Origin of the sequence: Agrobacterium vacciniicorymbosi (assembly GCF_040427045.1) — a bacterium.
Classification (GTDB): domain Bacteria; phylum Pseudomonadota; class Alphaproteobacteria; order Rhizobiales; family Rhizobiaceae; genus Agrobacterium.
This window is the reverse complement of record NZ_JBETMF010000017.1, coordinates 1-15,857: the sequence shown is the minus strand read 5'-3', so window position 1 is coordinate 15,857 and position 15,857 is coordinate 1. Positions and strand designations below refer to the sequence as shown.

At 59.4% G+C, this 15,857-nt stretch carries 7 protein-coding genes; 4 read left to right on the top strand and 3 right to left on the bottom strand.

Annotated features, from left to right (window positions below):
• Positions 1 to 41: 41 nt before the first annotated feature.
• Complete coding sequence (locus tag ABUK73_RS21440; RefSeq protein ID WP_353579039.1) at positions 42 to 1,223, bottom strand: M20 aminoacylase family protein; 1,182 nt, start codon at positions 1,221 to 1,223, stop codon at positions 42 to 44.
• Between the two features lie 92 nt (positions 1,224 to 1,315).
• On the bottom strand, positions 1,316 to 1,642 hold the full coding sequence (locus tag ABUK73_RS21435) for a hypothetical protein (protein ID WP_353579038.1): 327 nt from the start codon (positions 1,640 to 1,642) through the stop codon (positions 1,316 to 1,318).
• A 153-nt stretch (positions 1,643 to 1,795) separates the two neighbouring features.
• On the opposite strand from ABUK73_RS21435, the gene ABUK73_RS21430 reads away from it, so the two are divergent.
• Entirely contained in the window at positions 1,796 to 10,288 is an 8,493-nt protein-coding gene (locus ABUK73_RS21430; RefSeq protein ID WP_353579037.1) for a GH36-type glycosyl hydrolase domain-containing protein, read from the top strand.
• Positions 10,289 to 10,576: 288 nt separating this feature from the next.
• Here ABUK73_RS21430 and ABUK73_RS21425 read toward each other — a convergent pair whose 3' ends face one another.
• Positions 10,577 to 11,236 carry a YggS family pyridoxal phosphate-dependent enzyme gene (locus tag ABUK73_RS21425; protein ID WP_353579036.1) on the bottom strand — a complete coding sequence of 220 codons (660 nt, stop codon included), beginning with the start codon at positions 11,234 to 11,236 and terminating at the stop codon, positions 10,577 to 10,579.
• 192 nt (positions 11,237 to 11,428) lie between these two features.
• Between ABUK73_RS21425 and leuS the strand changes: the two genes are divergently transcribed.
• Genes leuS through holA form a run of 3 tightly spaced genes read left to right on the top strand, consistent with a single transcriptional unit; the run spans position 11,429 to position 15,645 of the window.
• Entirely contained in the window at positions 11,429 to 14,059 is a 2,631-nt protein-coding gene (leuS, locus tag ABUK73_RS21420; protein WP_353579035.1) for a leucine--tRNA ligase, read from the top strand.
• Positions 14,049 to 14,597 carry a hypothetical protein gene (locus ABUK73_RS21415; RefSeq protein ID WP_353579034.1) on the top strand — a complete coding sequence of 183 codons (549 nt, stop codon included), beginning with the start codon at positions 14,049 to 14,051 and terminating at the stop codon, positions 14,595 to 14,597. Before leuS ends, ABUK73_RS21415 begins: the two co-directional genes overlap by 11 nt.
• A 10-nt stretch (positions 14,598 to 14,607) precedes the next feature.
• Entirely contained in the window at positions 14,608 to 15,645 is a 1,038-nt protein-coding gene (gene holA / locus ABUK73_RS21410) for a DNA polymerase III subunit delta (RefSeq protein WP_353579033.1), read from the top strand.
• Positions 15,646 to 15,857 lie beyond the last annotated feature (212 nt).

Genomic DNA, 15,857 nt, shown 5'->3' with positions numbered 1-15,857 from the left:
ATCACAAAAGGCCGGTCACTGACCGGCCTTTTGCCTAATGGCTATTGAGCCTTCAGGTAATCTTCCACCAGCTCTACCCAGAATGCCGTGCCCACAGGCAGGATATCGTCATTGAAATCGAATTTGGGATGGTGCAGCGGCGGATCGTTTTCGGTTCGCTGTGTGCCGAGGAAGAAATAGGCGCCGGGGCGCTCTTCCAGCATATAGGCGAAATCTTCCGCACCCATGGTGGGGCGGGGCATCTCCATGACCTTGTCGGCACCGGCAAAGCGGGTGGCGAGGTCAACGATGTAATCCGTCTCGGCCTTGTGGTTGACAGTCGGATTATAGCCGCGCTGGTAATCGAGGGTCACGCTCATGCCGTAACTTGCTGCCTGTCCTTCCGCGATGAGACGGATGCGCTTTTCCAGTTCGTCGCGGGCGTCGGCATCGAAAGAACGGATAGTGAGCAGCATTTCCGCTTTCTCAGGAATGACATTGCTGGCCACCCCCGCATGGAAAGCGCCCACGGTCACGACCGTCGGTGTCAGAGGGTGGATGTTGCGCGACACGATGGTCTGTAGCGCCATGATGATGCTGGCACCGGCAACGATGGGATCGAGCGCGCTTTGCGGTTCCGCACCGTGACCGCCATAGCCATTGACGGTGATCTTGCACTCATCCACCGCCGCCATGATCGGCCCGTCGCGCAGCACGAAATGGCCGAAGGGCAGGCCGGGTTCATTGTGAAGCGCAAAGACCGCATCACACGGAAAGCGCTCGAACAGGCCGTCCTCGATCATGATGCGCGCGCCGCCGAAATTTTCTTCCGCTGGCTGGAAAATCAGGTGTACCGTCCCATCGAAATTGCGGCGTTCCGCAATGATCTTGGCTGCGCCCAGCAGCATGGCCGTGTGTCCGTCATGGCCGCAGGCATGCATGACGCCGGGAGTGAGGCTGGCATAATCAGCGCCGGTTTCTTCAACGATGGGCAACGCGTCGATATCGGCGCGGATGCCGACGGTCTTGCCGCCCGTGCCATTGCGCAGGGTGGCGACGACGCCGGTTGCGGCAAGCCCGCGCGTCACCTCATAACCCATCGCTTCCAGTTGGGCGGCAACGAAATCCGAGGTCTTGAATTCCGACAGTCCGATTTCCGGATTGCGATGGAGGTGATGACGGATCGCCCGGACATCCGGCATGTGGTTGGCGAATGCGGCGGCGTTTTTCGGCTGTATCGTCATGTTTCAGGTCCGGCATGTTGTCTAGAAATGGCTATTTTGCGTCTGCCTTGTTTAGCAGCATTACCGGCCCCTGATAAGGGTCGAGGGGTGCATCAGCCGGCATGATTCAAGCCCGGCAATTTCGGCGCTTGCGCAGAAGCACGACAGGTGGCATGGAACTGATGACGCCTTAAACCATTCCCTCCTTTGGGTAGCTTCTTGTCTTTCAAAAAGACGTGGGCACCCAAGGGGTTCAGTGACGAAACGGGATAGGGCACAACATGACGTGTTTTCGCTTTGGGGGAGTGTGCGAAGTGTTTCATGAAAGGCATGGCGCGATGACGCGCCCGACCTGCCAATCCAGTGTCAAATAGTTGATTTTCTTGAGATGTGAAGCCTTCTGCCCAAAAATGCCATGTTGATGGGCGAGCAGGTTTCATGTCGATCATCGTGTGCTGGTTCGCGGTGGTTCAGCAAAGGTTCAGGATCAGCAAGAAATAAAGCTGCCAAAGTTGTTTCAATTTCCAAAAGCAATCTGAAACAAGTTCCGGTTAAATAGACCAGATCCTCACCAGAGTGCAGAATACGAGCCGATGTCATTTCATATTACGCCGACCGCCGCCGCCCGTGATTCAGAAGCAAAGCAGATCGATCACAATGATTCGATCCGCTCCGTCTACTTCACAATCGAGGAGTTGAGGGACTGTGGAGCCGAGCTCTCCAAATCCGGCGCCGAAGGCCTGCCGGGTTTCATGGAGTTCGACTTTTTCGCGCGCCATCGTGAAAACGAAAAGGAAATCCTGCGCGTCTACAGAACCACGGCTGTCGATGCCGAAAATGGTGCGACGATCACACCGGCGGCCGAATGGCTGCTGGACAACCACTATGTGATCGAAGAAGCCATTCAGGAGGTCCGCCGCGACTTCCCGCGCAAATTCTATCGCCAGCTGCCGACGGTGAAGATCGGCAATGTCGAGATACCGCGCGTCATGGCGCTGGCCTGGATCTATGTCGCCCATACGCACAGCACGATTTCGCGCGAAAGCATGACGGCGCTGGTCGAGGGCTACCAGACATCAAAAACCTTGCAGATCGGCGAGTTGTGGGCGCTGCCATCGATCCTGCGTTTCGTGCTGATCGAGAACCTGCGCCGCATCTCCATCCGCGTCGAGCGGTCGCGTCGCATGCGCCAGCGGGCCAACGAGGTAGTCGATGAGATCATCCGCCTCAACGATGCCGAGGCGTCTGCCGAACTTCTCAAGCAGATCGACAATCTGGTCGATGACCCGACCTTCTCCACCCAGTTCCTCTATCGCCTGAGAAATGGCTCGCAGACCTCCGGCTTTGCGCTGAACTGGCTGGAAGAGCGACTTCGCAGCGCTGGCACCGATGCCGAAAACATCATGATGGCCGAGCATAACCGCCTGGCCTCCGGCAATGTGACGATGGGGAACATCGTCAAAAGCCTGCGTGAGATCGACGATACGGAATGGTCGGTCTGGTTCGAGGAAGTCAGCCATATCGACAAGGTTCTGCGGGAGCAGACCGATTACGAAACGCTGGATTTCGGTTCGCGCAACACCTATCGCAACACCATCGAGCTTCTGGCCCGCCGTTCGCCCAAAACCGAAATCGAAGTGGCGCAGGTCGCTGTCGATATGGTGACGGAAACGGCCAATTCCGATGAGAAACACCCGCATGCGCCCAATGTCGGCAGCTTCCTGATCGGTCAGCGCCGCGAAGAGCTGGAAGAGCGCATCGGCTACAAGCCGCTGTTTTCGCAAAGTGTCGTGCGCATCATGCGCAAATTCAACTGGATGTCGGTGGCGGTTCCCGTCATCGCGCTGACGGCGCTTGCCATGCTTGCGGTCGGCTGGTTCCTCGCCGATGCCGGGATGCCCTGGTATGTGGTGACCGCATTCCTGCTGATGTTTGCCCTGCCGGCATCCGAAGGGGCCACGGGTCTTTTCAACACACTCGTGACGTTCTTCGTCAAACCGTTCCGTCTGGTCGGATACGAGTTTAAGGAAGGCATACCGGAAGGCGCAAGGACCCTGGTTGCTGTGCCTTGCATGCTGACGAGCCGCGACAGCGTGGACGAGATGGTCCGCAATATCGAGGTTCATTATCTTGCCAATCCGCATGGCGACATTTCCTTTGCGCTGATCAGCGACTGGCGCGATGCGTCCTATGAGCAGTCGGCGGAAGATGTCGAGATTCTGGAATATGCCAAGCGCGAAGTGGCTGCCCTATCGGCCCGTTACGCTTTTGATGGCAAGACAAGGTTCTTCCTTCTGCACCGCCGCCGCCTCTACAATCCCGCGGAAGATTGCTGGATGGGCTGGGAGCGCAAGCGCGGCAAGCTGCATGAGCTGAACATGTTGCTGCGTGGCGACAAGGACACGACCTTCCTCAACGGCGCCAATATGGTGCCTGACAACGTCAAATACGTCATGACGCTGGATGCCGACACGCGCCTGATGCGCGATGCGGTGACCAAGCTGGTCGGCAAGATGCACCACCCGATCAACCGTCCGGTCCACGACCCTGAAACGGGCCGCGTGATCCATGGTTACGGCCTGCTGCAGCCGCGCGTGACGCCATCGCTGACGACAGGCAAGGACGCCTCGGTCTTCCAGCGCGTCTTCTCCATCAATCGCGGTATCGACCCTTACGTCTTCACCGTTTCCGACGTCTATCAGGACCTGACCTCCGAAGGCACCTTCACTGGTAAGGGCCTTTATGACGTCGATGCCTTCGAGACGGCGCTGAAGGGCCGGATCGATGAAAATGCCGTCCTGTCGCACGACCTTCTCGAAGGCTCGTTTGCGCGCTGCGCACTTGTGACGGATGTCGAGCTAGTCGAAGACTTCCCGACCCGTTACGAGGTGGAAGTTTCGCGCCAGCATCGCTGGGCGCGTGGCGACTGGCAGCTTCTGCCCTACATCATGGACATGAAGCGCGGCGTGACCGCCATCGGTCGCTGGAAGATGATCGACAATCTGCGTCGTTCGCTGACACCGATTGCCTGGTTTGCCGCTTCCATTCTGGGCTGGTATTTCATGGGCCCGCTGGGTGCGCTGATCTGGCAGATCCTGCTGATCTTCTCGCTTTTCGTTGCCCCCACGATTTCGCTTCTGTCCGGCATCGTTCCACGTTCCACCGATATCGTGCCGCAGGCGCATTTCCACACATTGTGGTCCGAGGTTCGTGCCACCAACGCGCAGGTCGCGCTACGCATCGTCTTCATCGCCGACAGCGCCTGCATGATGGCCGATGCGATCGTCCGTTCGCTCTACCGCCTCTTCGTCAGCGGCAAGCTGATGCTGGAATGGCGCACCGCCGCCTCTATCCAGTCCAGCGCGCAGGGCAGCATTCTCGATTATTATCGCCAGATGTGGCACGCCCCGGTGGTGTCGCTGCTCGGTCTGCTGTTTGCTTCGCTTCCGGGCGACAATGCGTTCCTGGTCGGCATTCCCTTTGCGCTGCTGTGGATATTCTCGCCAGCCGTTGCCTGGTATGTCAGCCAGTCGGCTGAAACCGAAGATCGCCTGTTCGTGTCTGAACATGTGTCCAGCGAGCTGCGCAAGATCGCGCGTCGCACATGGCGTTATTACGAAGCCTTCGTCACATCGGGCGAAAACTACCTGCCGCCTGACAATTATCAGGAAACGCCGGAGCCCATCGTTGCCAGCCGCACGTCGCCGACCAATATCGGCGTCTATCTGCTGTCGGTGATTTCCGCTCGCCAGTTCGGCTGGATCAGCTTCTCGGAAACCGTCGAGCGGATGGAAAAGACCATCGAGACGGTCGAGAAGATGGAGAAATATCGCGGCCATCTCTACAACTGGTATCACACCGATACGCTCAATACGCTGGGTCCCCGCTACGTCTCCGCCGTCGATAGCGGCAACCTTGCCGGTCACCTGATCGCCATCTCCTCGGCTTGCCGCCAGTGGGCGGAAGCACCGTCTGCGCATCTTCAGGGCAATCTCGATGGTATCGGCGATGTCGCAGGTATCCTGCGCGAAACGCTGAAGGAACTGCCTGACGACCGCAAGAACCTGCGGCCCCTGCACCGCCGTCTGGAAGAGCGCATCATCGGTTTCTCCAACGCCCTTGCCTCGGTCAAGCGCGAGCATGAGTTCGCCTCGATCCGCGTCATCAATCTGGCGGTTCTGGCCCGCGATATCCAGAAGCTGGCCTCCAATCTCAATCTGGAAGTCAAGTCGGAGCAGAGCGCCGAAGTGACACGCTGGGCGCAATCGTTGGTCGATTGCTGCGAAGCGCATATTTCCGACAGCGCTTTCGATCTCGCCACCATCGATCCATTGCGTGACCGGTTGAACTCGTTGCGCGACCGCAGCCGCAACCTCGCCTTCTCGATGGATTTCGGCTTTCTCTATCGCAAGGACCGTCGCCTTTTGTCGATTGGTTACCGCGTCGATAGCAAGGAACTGGACGAAGCCTGCTACGACCTTCTGGCATCCGAATGCCGTCTGACCAGCCTGTTTGCGATTGCCAAGGGCGATCTGCCGACGGAGCACTGGTATCGTCTGGGCCGTCAGGTCGTGCCGATTGGCGCACAGGGTGCGCTGGTCTCCTGGTCTGGCTCGATGTTCGAGTATCTGATGCCACCGCTCGTCATGCAGGAGCGTCACGGCGGCATTCTGAACCAGACCAACAATCTGATCGTCAAGGAACAGATGAACCATGGCCGTCGTCTCGGCACGCCATGGGGCATTTCCGAAGCGGCGTTCAACGCCCGCGACCACAATATGAACTATCAGTACACCAACTTCGGTGTGCCGACGCTGGGCCTCAAGCGTGGCCTTGGCCAGAACGCGGTCATCGCGCCTTATGCCTCGATCCTCGCGTCGCAATACGACCCAGATGCAGCGCTGGAAAATCTGCAAAAGCTGCGCAAACTCGGTGCGATCGGACAGTTCGGTTTCTACGACGCCGTCGATTTCACCCCAACCCGCGTGCCGGATGGCAAGGTGTGCGCCGTCGTTAACAACTACTATGCCCACCACCATGGCATGTCGATTGCAGCGGTTGCCAACGTCGCTCTGGACGGCATCCTGCGTGAACTCTTCCACGCGGACCCCGTGATTGAAGCTGCCGAACTGCTTCTTCAGGAAAAGGCTCCGCGCGAAGTCCCGGTCGTCAGCTCCAAATACGAACCGGAAACACCCGGCAAGGAACAGGCCGATCTCCTACGGGCCGAAGTGCGTACCATTGCGGACCCTTCCGTGCGCGACCGCGAAGTCGTGTTCCTGTCCAACGGCCATTATTCCACCATGCTGACCTCCACGGGTGCGGGCTATTCCAAGTGGAACGGTCTGGCGATTTCCCGCTGGAAGTCCGATCCAACCGAAGATCGCTGGGGCACGTTCCTGTTCCTGCGCGATACCGTATCGGGCGACTGGTGGAGTGCGACCGCAGAGCCGCGTGTTGCCGTGGGCGAAAAGACCAAGACAGTCTTTACCGACGACAAGGCCGAATTCCACAAGACGGTTGGCGATCTGCAAAGCGTGGTCGAATGCATCGTTGCCACCGAGCACGATGCCGAAGGCCGTCGTGTGACCCTGCTCAATGTGGGTTCGGAAGATCGCTATATCGAAGTGACTTCCTATATGGAGCCTGTCATCGCCAATGAGGATGACGACAACGCCCATCCGCTGTTCTCGCGCATGTTCGTGCAGACGGAAATCGGCAAGCGTGGCGATGTGATCCGCGCATGGCGCAACAAGCGGTCTCCGAGCGAACCCAGCACGGTCATCGCGCATCTGGCTGCTGACAATGCGGGGCCGGCGCGTCCGACCGAATTCGAGACCGACCGCGCCAAGTTCATCGGTCGTGGCCGCTCTCTGGGTGAGGCCGCAGCTTTCGATGCGGGTGCCGCACTTTCCGGCACGGATGGTTTCACGCTTGATCCTATCTTGTCGCTGCGACGTGTCGTGCGCGTTCCCGCCGGCAAGAAGGTCAGCCTCATCTTCTGGACCATCGCAGCCCCTAGCCGCGAGGACGTGGACAAGGCCATCGACCGTTACCGCCACCCGGACGCCTTTGCACACGAACTGGTGCATGCCTGGACGCGAACACAGGTGCAGATGCGCCATGTGGGCGTGACCTCGCAACAGGCGGCGGCCTTCCAGCATCTGGCGCGTTATCTCGTCTATCCCGACATGCATCTACGTGCGGATGCCGACACGCTGAAAACCGGCCTCGGTTCGCAGCGCTCGCTGTGGCCGCTGGCGATCTCGGGCGACTTTCCGATCTTCAGCCTGCGTATCAATGACGACATGGACATGGATATCGCCAAGGAAGCCCTGAGTGCGCATGAATATCTGCGCGCCCGTGGCGTCATCTTCGATCTCGTCATCGTCAATGAACGCGCGGCCTCCTACGCGCAGGATATGCAGCACGCGCTCGATTTCATTTCCGAAGCACAGCGCCGCATCAATCCTGCCGATGGTGGCAGACCGCATGTCTTCTCCGTTCGTCGCGATTTGATGGATGAGGAAACATGGTCGGCACTACTCGCGGCTTCCCGCGTCGTTCTTCACGTTCGTAACGGCAAGATCGTCGATCAGGTTAACCGTGCCGTCTCGCTCTTTGCCGCCCATCGCGGGCCGGAAGGCAGCGATCTGGCACAGGCCCGCCTGCCGGCACCGGTCTTCCCGCAGGGCGAGCCGGTGGAAGATGCCCATGATCTGGACTTCTGGAACGGCTTTGGCGGTTTCACCAAGAGCGGCGACGAATATGTCGTGCGTCTGCATGGTGGCCAATCGACGCCGCAACCATGGATCAACGTCATTTCCAATGAGACATTCGGCTTCCACATCTCCGCCGAAGGTGCGGGCTTCACCTGGAGCCGCAACTCGCGTGACTATCAGCTGACACCATGGAGCAACGATCCGGTCGTGAACCGTCCGGGTGAGGCGATCTATGTTTCGGATGTCGAAAGCGGCAAGCTGCATTCGCCATTCGCGGCGCTCTCACGCAACCCGGAAGCGGTGTTCGAAGCCCGTCACGGTCTTGGATATTCCGTCTTCAGAAGCGTGGATGACGGTCTGGATATCGAAGTCACCCAGACGGTGGACCGCGAAAAGCCGGTCAAGCTGTCGCGTCTGACCGTGCGCAATGTCGGCACGCAGAACCGTCGCCTCAAAACCTACGGTTATGTGGAGTGGGTTCTGGGCAACAATCCGCAGAAGTCGGCGCCGTTCATTCTCAGCAGTCATGATGAGGAAACCGGCGCGCTGTTTGCGTCCAATCCTTACAGCATCGACTACAATGCGCGCACCGCCTTCCTGTCTCTCGATGGTCCGGTTGGAAGCTTCACCACCAGCAAGCGGGAATTCATCGGCCGTCACGGTTCGGTGCATGCACCGCAGGCCGTGGTTTCCGGTGCTGCTCTCTCTGGCAGCGTGGAGCTGGATGGTGCGCCTTGCGCCGCCATCATGCAGGAAATCCACCTGAAGCCCGGTGAAGAGCGGCATGTCCTGTTCTACATGGGTGATGCCGATACCGCTGACGAAGCGCGCGCTCTCGTCAAGGATATCCGCCAGAGCGATTTCGATGCGGTTCTGAGCGGAAACAAGACCTTCTGGAGCGGCTTTAGCGGCCAGTTGCAGGTGTCCACACCGGATGCCGGCTTCAACCACATGGTCAATAACTGGCTGCCTTACCAGGCACTGGCCTGCCGTATTCTGGCGCGCACGGCCTTCTACCAGTCCAGTGGTGCCTTCGGCTTCCGTGACCAGTTGCAGGATACGCTGGCCTTCCTGCTCTATCAGCCGGAACTTGCCCGCGAGCAGATTCTGCGTGCAGCGGGACGCCAGTTCCCTGAAGGCGATGTGCAGCATTGGTGGCTGCCGCTGACGGGTGCAGGTGTTCGCACCACCATCTCCGACGATGTGGTGTGGCTGGCCTATGCGGCGCATCAGTATATCGCTGCCACCGGCGACAAGGCGATCCTCGAGGAGAACATTCCGTTCCTCAAGGGTCCGGCACTGACGCCCGGCCAGCACGACGCCTTCTTCCAGCCGGAAACCAGCGACAAGACCGCGAGCCTTTATGAACATGCGGCACTGGCGCTCGATCTTGCCATTCATCGCACGGGTGAAAACGGCCTGCCGCTCATTCTGGGCGGTGACTGGAACGACGGCATGAACCGCGTCGGCGTCGCCGGCAAGGGCACGAGCGTCTGGCTCGGCTGGTTCCTCTCCGGTACGCTTCGCGATTTCATCGAGATTGCCGAAGAGCGCCGTGATCTGGACCGGGTCGAGAAGTGGAAGACGCATCGCGACAAGCTGCGTGCGGCACTGGAAACGGCGGGCTGGGACGGCGACTATTACCGTCGCGGCTACTTCGATGACGGTACGCCGCTGGGCTCCATCACCAGCGAGGAATGCCGTATCGATTCGCTTGGCCAGAGCTGGAGCGTGCTGTCAGGCGAAGGCGAGGATCAGCGGTCCGGTCAGGCCATGGATGCGGTCATGAAGAACCTCGTCGATGAAAAGACGGGCATCATCCGCCTCTTCACGCCTGCCTTCTCCCGCTCTCCGCAGGATCCCGGTTACATCAAGGCCTATCCGCCGGGTGTGCGTGAAAATGGGGGTCAATATACCCATGCCGCAACATGGGTCGTTCTGGCGCTGGCGAAGCTGGGCCGCAACGAAGACGCATGGAAATGCTTCTCGCTGCTCAACCCGGTCAACCACGCGCTCGACCGCCCGTCCTCCGAGACCTACCGTGTGGAGCCCTATGTGGTGACGGCGGATGTCTACGGCGAAGGCGCTTATTCGGGCCGTGGCGGCTGGAGCTGGTATACGGGTTCGGCCGGTTGGCTCTACCGCGCTGCCGTGGAAGGCATTCTCGGCATCACCCGCATCGGCGGCACACTGCATATCGCACCGTCATTGCCTGAGACGTGGGATGGCTTCTCCGCCAAGATCACGCTGGATGGCAAGGTCCGCGAAGTTGCGGTCAAGCGCACCGCCGGTACGCCAGACATCGAGGTCTCTCTCGATGGCAAACCCCTGACAGGCAAGGACCGGGCTATCCCGTTCGATTAAGGGTTTGGGGCGTCAGTCCCGACCGCTCAGCAAAAAGCCACGGCTCTGGAAAGATGCCGTGGCTTTTCTGTTTGGTAAGCTCTGTCAGGACGCAACATATAGCGGAAGTGCCGCTGGCTCGTGACGTTAAGCCACACACTCCACCTCATGCTGAGGTGCTTTGACCGAAGGGCAAAGCCTCGAAGCATCCTTGGTTGGCGCACTTGGCCCGCACCCCCGTCCTTCGAGGCCCCTACGGGGCACCTCAGGATGAGGGCTGCTACCGCTGTGCCCTCGACTACCCAATACTCAGCGCGTACCGAAGATCGCCGACCCGACACGCACGCTGGTTGCGCCAAATTCGATGGCGGTTTCGAAATCGCCCGACATGCCCATGGAGAGCTTTTCCAGGCCGCATTCCTTGGCAAGCTTGGCCAGAAGCGCAAAATGCGGGCCGGGATATTCCTCCGCTGGCGGAATGCACATCAGGCCTTCGATATTGAGCTTCAGTTCGTCCCGGCACAGGGTGACGAAGGCCGCCGTTTCGCGGGGATCGAGCCCTGCCTTTTGCGGCTCCAGCCCGGTATTGACCTGCACATAAAACCGAAGCGCCTTGCCCTGCTTATGGCATTCATCGGCAAGCGCCCGGGCGATCTTTTCGCGGTCGATACTCTGGATAACATCGAACAGAGCCACCGCATCGGCAGCCTTGTTGGATTGCAGCGGCCCGATCAGGTGCAGCTCGATATCGGGCGTCTTTTCCTTCAGCGCTGGCCACTTGCCCTGCGCCTCCTGCACGCGGTTTTCACCGAAAATGCGCTGGCCGCAATCGATCACCGGCTGGATGGCATCGGCGTCGAATGTCTTGGAGACGGCCACAAGATTGACGCTGCCGGGCCTACGACCGGCTTTTTCCGCAACTTCTGCAATGCGCTGCGTGACATCAGCAAGACGCGCTTCGATTTCCATGACCAGACCTTCGTTTGATAGAGGAGAGGGGTTCAGTAGCCGTCACGGGGCTTGATGCCAAGCGCCATTGTCACCATTTGAACGCTGTCGACCAAGATTGCACCCTGACCAGCCCTGCCAAACTTGACGCCCCGGTCGTTTCGTGGTGAAGGTCAGCGCGAATTTTCCCCTTGATACCCGGATTACACAAGTATGGCCATCGAACGTTATAATCCTCGCGACGCCGAGCCGCGCTGGCAGCAAAAATGGAACGAAGACAATGTCTTCGTGACCGACAACAGCGATGCCCGCGAGAAATATTACGTTCTTGAGATGTTTCCCTATCCTTCGGGCCGCATCCATATGGGCCATGTGCGCAATTACGCTATGGGTGACGTGGTTGCGCGCTACAAGCGCGCGCGCGGTTTCAACGTGCTGCACCCCATGGGCTGGGACGCTTTCGGCATGCCTGCGGAAAATGCGGCCATGCAGAACAAGGTTCATCCCAAGGACTGGACCTATCAGAACATCGCCACCATGCGCGGTCAGCTGAAATCCATGGGCCTGTCTCTGGACTGGACCCGTGAATTTGCGACCTGCGACGTGGAATATTACAGCAAGCAGCAGGCGCTGTTCGTTGATTTCATGGAAAAGGGCCTGGTCTATCGCAAGCAGTCCAAGGTCAACTGGGACCCGGTCGATCATACGGTTCTGGCCAATGAACAGGTCATCGATGGTCGTGGCTGGCGCTCCGGCGCGCTGGTGGAACAGCGCGAACTGACGCAATGGTTCTTCCGCATCACCGATTTCAGCCAGGACTTGCTGGACGAACTGGATGTGCTGGACCAGTGGCCGGAAAAAGTCCGGCTGATGCAAAAGAACTGGATCGGCAAGTCCGAGGGACTGTCACTGCGCTGGCAGACGGTCGCCTCCACCGCGCCCGCCGGTTTTGACGACATCACGGTTTATACGACCCGCCCGGACACGCTGTTCGGCGCTTCCTTCCTTGCCATTGCGGCAGACCATCCGCTGGCCAAGACCCTGTCGGAAAACAACCCCGAGCTTGCCGAGTTCTGCGACGAATGCCGTCGTCAGGGCACGTCTCTGGCCGCTCTGGAAACGGCGGAAAAGCGTGGTCTGGACACAGGCGTCAAGGTTGTCCATCCGCTTGACCCATCCTGGGAATTGCCGGTTTACATCGCCAATTTCGTGTTGATGGATTACGGCACTGGCGCGATCTTTGGTTGCCCATCCGGCGACCAGCGCGATCTGGATTTCGCTCGCAAATACGATCTGCCTGTCGTGGCCGTGGTCATGCCGGAGGGCGAAAATGCCGAGACCTTCACCATTGGTGCGGATGCTTACGTCGATGACGGCGTTATGATCAATTCGCAGTTCCTCGATGGTATGACGACAACCGATGCCTTCGAGGCTGTGGTGTCGAGGCTGTCTACACAAACGCTGGGTGCTGAGCCGCAGGCTGAGCGCAAGGTGAACTTCCGCCTGCGCGACTGGGGTATTTCCCGCCAGCGCTATTGGGGTTGCCCGATCCCCGTCATTCATTGCGAAGTCTGTGGCGTTGTGCCCGTTCCGAAGAAGGACTTGCCGGTCAAGCTGCCTGATGATGTGACCTTCGACGTGCCCGGCAACCCGCTGGACCGCCATCCGACATGGCGGCATGTCTCCTGCCCGCAATGCGGCCATGCCGCGCGTCGCGAAACCGATACGATGGACACCTTCGTCGATTCCAGCTGGTACTTCACGCGCTTTACGGCGCCTTGGGAAGAGCAGCCGACCGACCCGAAGGTCGCCAGCCACTGGCTGCCCGTGGACCAGTATATCGGTGGCATCGAACACGCGATCCTGCATCTGCTCTATTCGCGTTTCTTCACCCGCGCCATGAAGGCCACCGGCCATGTGGACGTGAAGGAGCCCTTCAAGGGCCTGTTCACGCAGGGCATGGTGGTGCACGAAACCTACCGTCTGGGCGAAGGCCAGAACGGCCAGTGGATCGTGCCTGCCGATATCCGCATCGAGGAAGTCGATGGCAAGCGCCGCGCCTTCCTGCTGTCCGGCGGTGACGAGGTTCAGATCGGCTCGATCGAAAAGATGTCGAAGTCGAAGAAGAACGTGGTCGATCCGGACGACATCATCGCGTCTTATGGTGCCGATACGGCCCGCTTCTTCGTTTTGTCGGATAGCCCGCCGGACCGCGACGTCATCTGGTCGGAAGCTGGTGTCGAAGGCGCGCATCGCTTCGTCCAGCGCGTCTGGCGTATCATCGGTGAAGCTGCCGACGAATTGAAGTCGGTCAAGCCTGCCCCTGCAAGTGAGGGCGAAGGTCTCGTCGTTTCCAAGGCTGCCCACAAGACGCTGAAGGCGGTTCAGGACGATCTGGACAAGCTTGCCTTCAACAAGGCGATTGCCCGCATCTATGAATTGGTCAACACGCTCGCCGGTCCTTTCGCTGAAGTGGCCAATGGCGGCAAGGCTGACGATGTGAAGGCCGCAGCCCGCGATGCTGCCGAAATTCTGATCCGCATGATTGCGCCGATGACACCGCATCTGGCCGAGGAATGCTGGACGGCGCTGGGTAATGACGGTCTTGTCGCCCAGAGCGCATGGCCGGTTTTCGTGCCCGCGCTGATCGAAGAAAATGACGTGGTGATGCCGGTTCAAATCAACGGCAAGAAGCGTGGCGAATTGACAATCGCGCGCGATGCGGATCAAGATGCCGTCCGCGCGGCGGTGATTGAACTGGATGCTGTGAAGGCGGCTCTGGCCGGTGCCGAGCCGAAAAAAATCATTGTGGTTCCACAAAGGATTGTGAACATTGTTGTCTGATGCCTATTCCAGATGGGGCCGCGTAGCAGCCGCAATTTCTGTCGTTCTGTTTGCCGGCATTCTGGCCGGATGCCAGGTGCGCCCGCTTTACGGCGAGGCCTCCGGCACGCGCCAGAAGCTCGAGACCGTCAACTTCGCCTCGGCGAGTGACCGCGTCACGCAGGAAGTCCGCAATCATCTGGTCTTCCTGGCCTATGGTGGTGCCGGTGCGCCAACCAGCAAGGAATACGAGGTCAAAATCACCGTCACGTCCAGCGCGACCTCGACGGAAGTCACCGACGATACCAGCCTGTCCATCGGCAAAAACAATTATGACGGACCTTACCCCGGCCGCGTGAACATGAAGGGCTCCTATGTCCTGACGCGCATTTCCGACGGTCAGGTTCTGCGTGCGGCAACCCGCACCGTAACTGCGATGCTCGATCTGCCGCAGCAGGAATTCGCCAAGATCCGCGCCGTGCGCGACGGTGAAAACCGTGCCGCCCGTGAGCTTGCCGAGATCATCGGTACGGATATCGCCGCCACTCTCAGCCGCTGAGAGCCGTTTTATGACGGAAATAAAGTCGCATGAATTCGAACGCTTCGCCGAGAGACCGGCGGAGCGTTTTCGTGTTTTCGTGCTCTATGGTCCCGATCGCGGCCTCGTGTCCGAACGCGCCTCGCTCATCGCCTCCAAGACCGGCATAGACGCTAACGACGCCTTCGCTTCCCTAAAGCTGACGGCATCCGACCTGCAGGGCGACCCCGGTCGTTTGCTGGATGAGATCAATTCCATCGGCCTGTTCGGTGGCGAAAAGCTGGTCTGGGTCAAGGGCGCCGCCAATGAGAAGGCGCTGGTGGATGCGTTGCAGGTTCTCTCGGACAATCCGCCCGAAGCAAGCTTCCTGATCGTTGAAGCCGGTGATCTGAAAAAAGGAACTGGCCTTCGCAAGATCGCTGAACCGTCGCGCGCCATCGCCGCCATTCCCTGTTATGCCGATGATGCGCGGGCGCTGAATGCGCTGATCGATCAGGAGCTTTCGACGGAAAATCTGCGTATCGCACCTGCTGCACGCCAGCGGCTTGCCGAATCGCTCGGCGGCGACCGTATCGCCTCGCGCAACGAGGTGCGCAAGCTGGCGCTCTATTGCCGCGGCCATGATGTCATCGAGGAAGACGACGTGATGGCGATCATCGGCGATGCCAGCACGGTGTCTGCCGATGACGCGGTGGATGCTATTCTGAAGGGCGACCGCAATGCCTTCTTTCACGCCACGCAGAAGATCATCGCCTCCAAGACGCCGATCTTTCTGGTGCTGCAAGGCTGCCTGCGGCAGTTCCAGTTGCTGGACCAGATGCGTGCGGAAATGGACGAGAAGAAATTGCAGGCGGGTCAGGTCATGCAGACCATGGGACGCGGCGTTCACTTCCGCCGCAAACCCGTTATCGAACGGGCGTTGCGTACATGGCAGCCAGCGGCGATTGCGCGCGAGATGAACCGACTACAGGCAGCGATCCTGCAAAGCCGCCAGCGGCAAAGTCTGGAGGAAAGCGTGGCATTGCTGACGCTGTTGTCCACCACGTTGCAGTCGGGGCGCGCTGGATAAGTGTCTTGCGGGCAATAAAAAGCCTCCGCAGCGTAGGCCGGGAGGCTGAGACTTACACGTTTATCGTCATCCTCGGGCTTATCCCGAGGATCCAACGAACCACAACATCAACCGTGATCAGATCCTCGGGACAAGCCCACTGCTGTCCGGTTTAATCTCACACCCATTGCATTACCATCTGGTCTTTGTGTCGGTTGGTGCTGGGTGGTGGT

What these genes read in the sequence shown, in the direction of transcription:
- ABUK73_RS21440 (WP_353579039.1), bottom strand. Translation starts at nt 1,223, where the DNA reads ATGACGATACAGCCGAAAAACGCCGCCGCATTCGCCAACCACATGCCG.
- ABUK73_RS21435 (WP_353579038.1), bottom strand. Translation starts at nt 1,642, where the DNA reads ATGAAACCTGCTCGCCCATCAACATGGCATTTTTGGGCAGAAGGCTTC.
- ABUK73_RS21430 (WP_353579037.1), top strand. Translation starts at nt 1,796, where the DNA reads ATGTCATTTCATATTACGCCGACCGCCGCCGCCCGTGATTCAGAAGCA.
- ABUK73_RS21425 (WP_353579036.1), bottom strand. Translation starts at nt 11,236, where the DNA reads ATGGAAATCGAAGCGCGTCTTGCTGATGTCACGCAGCGCATTGCAGAA.
- leuS (WP_353579035.1), top strand. Translation starts at nt 11,429, where the DNA reads ATGGCCATCGAACGTTATAATCCTCGCGACGCCGAGCCGCGCTGGCAG.
- holA (WP_353579033.1), top strand. Translation starts at nt 14,608, where the DNA reads ATGACGGAAATAAAGTCGCATGAATTCGAACGCTTCGCCGAGAGACCG.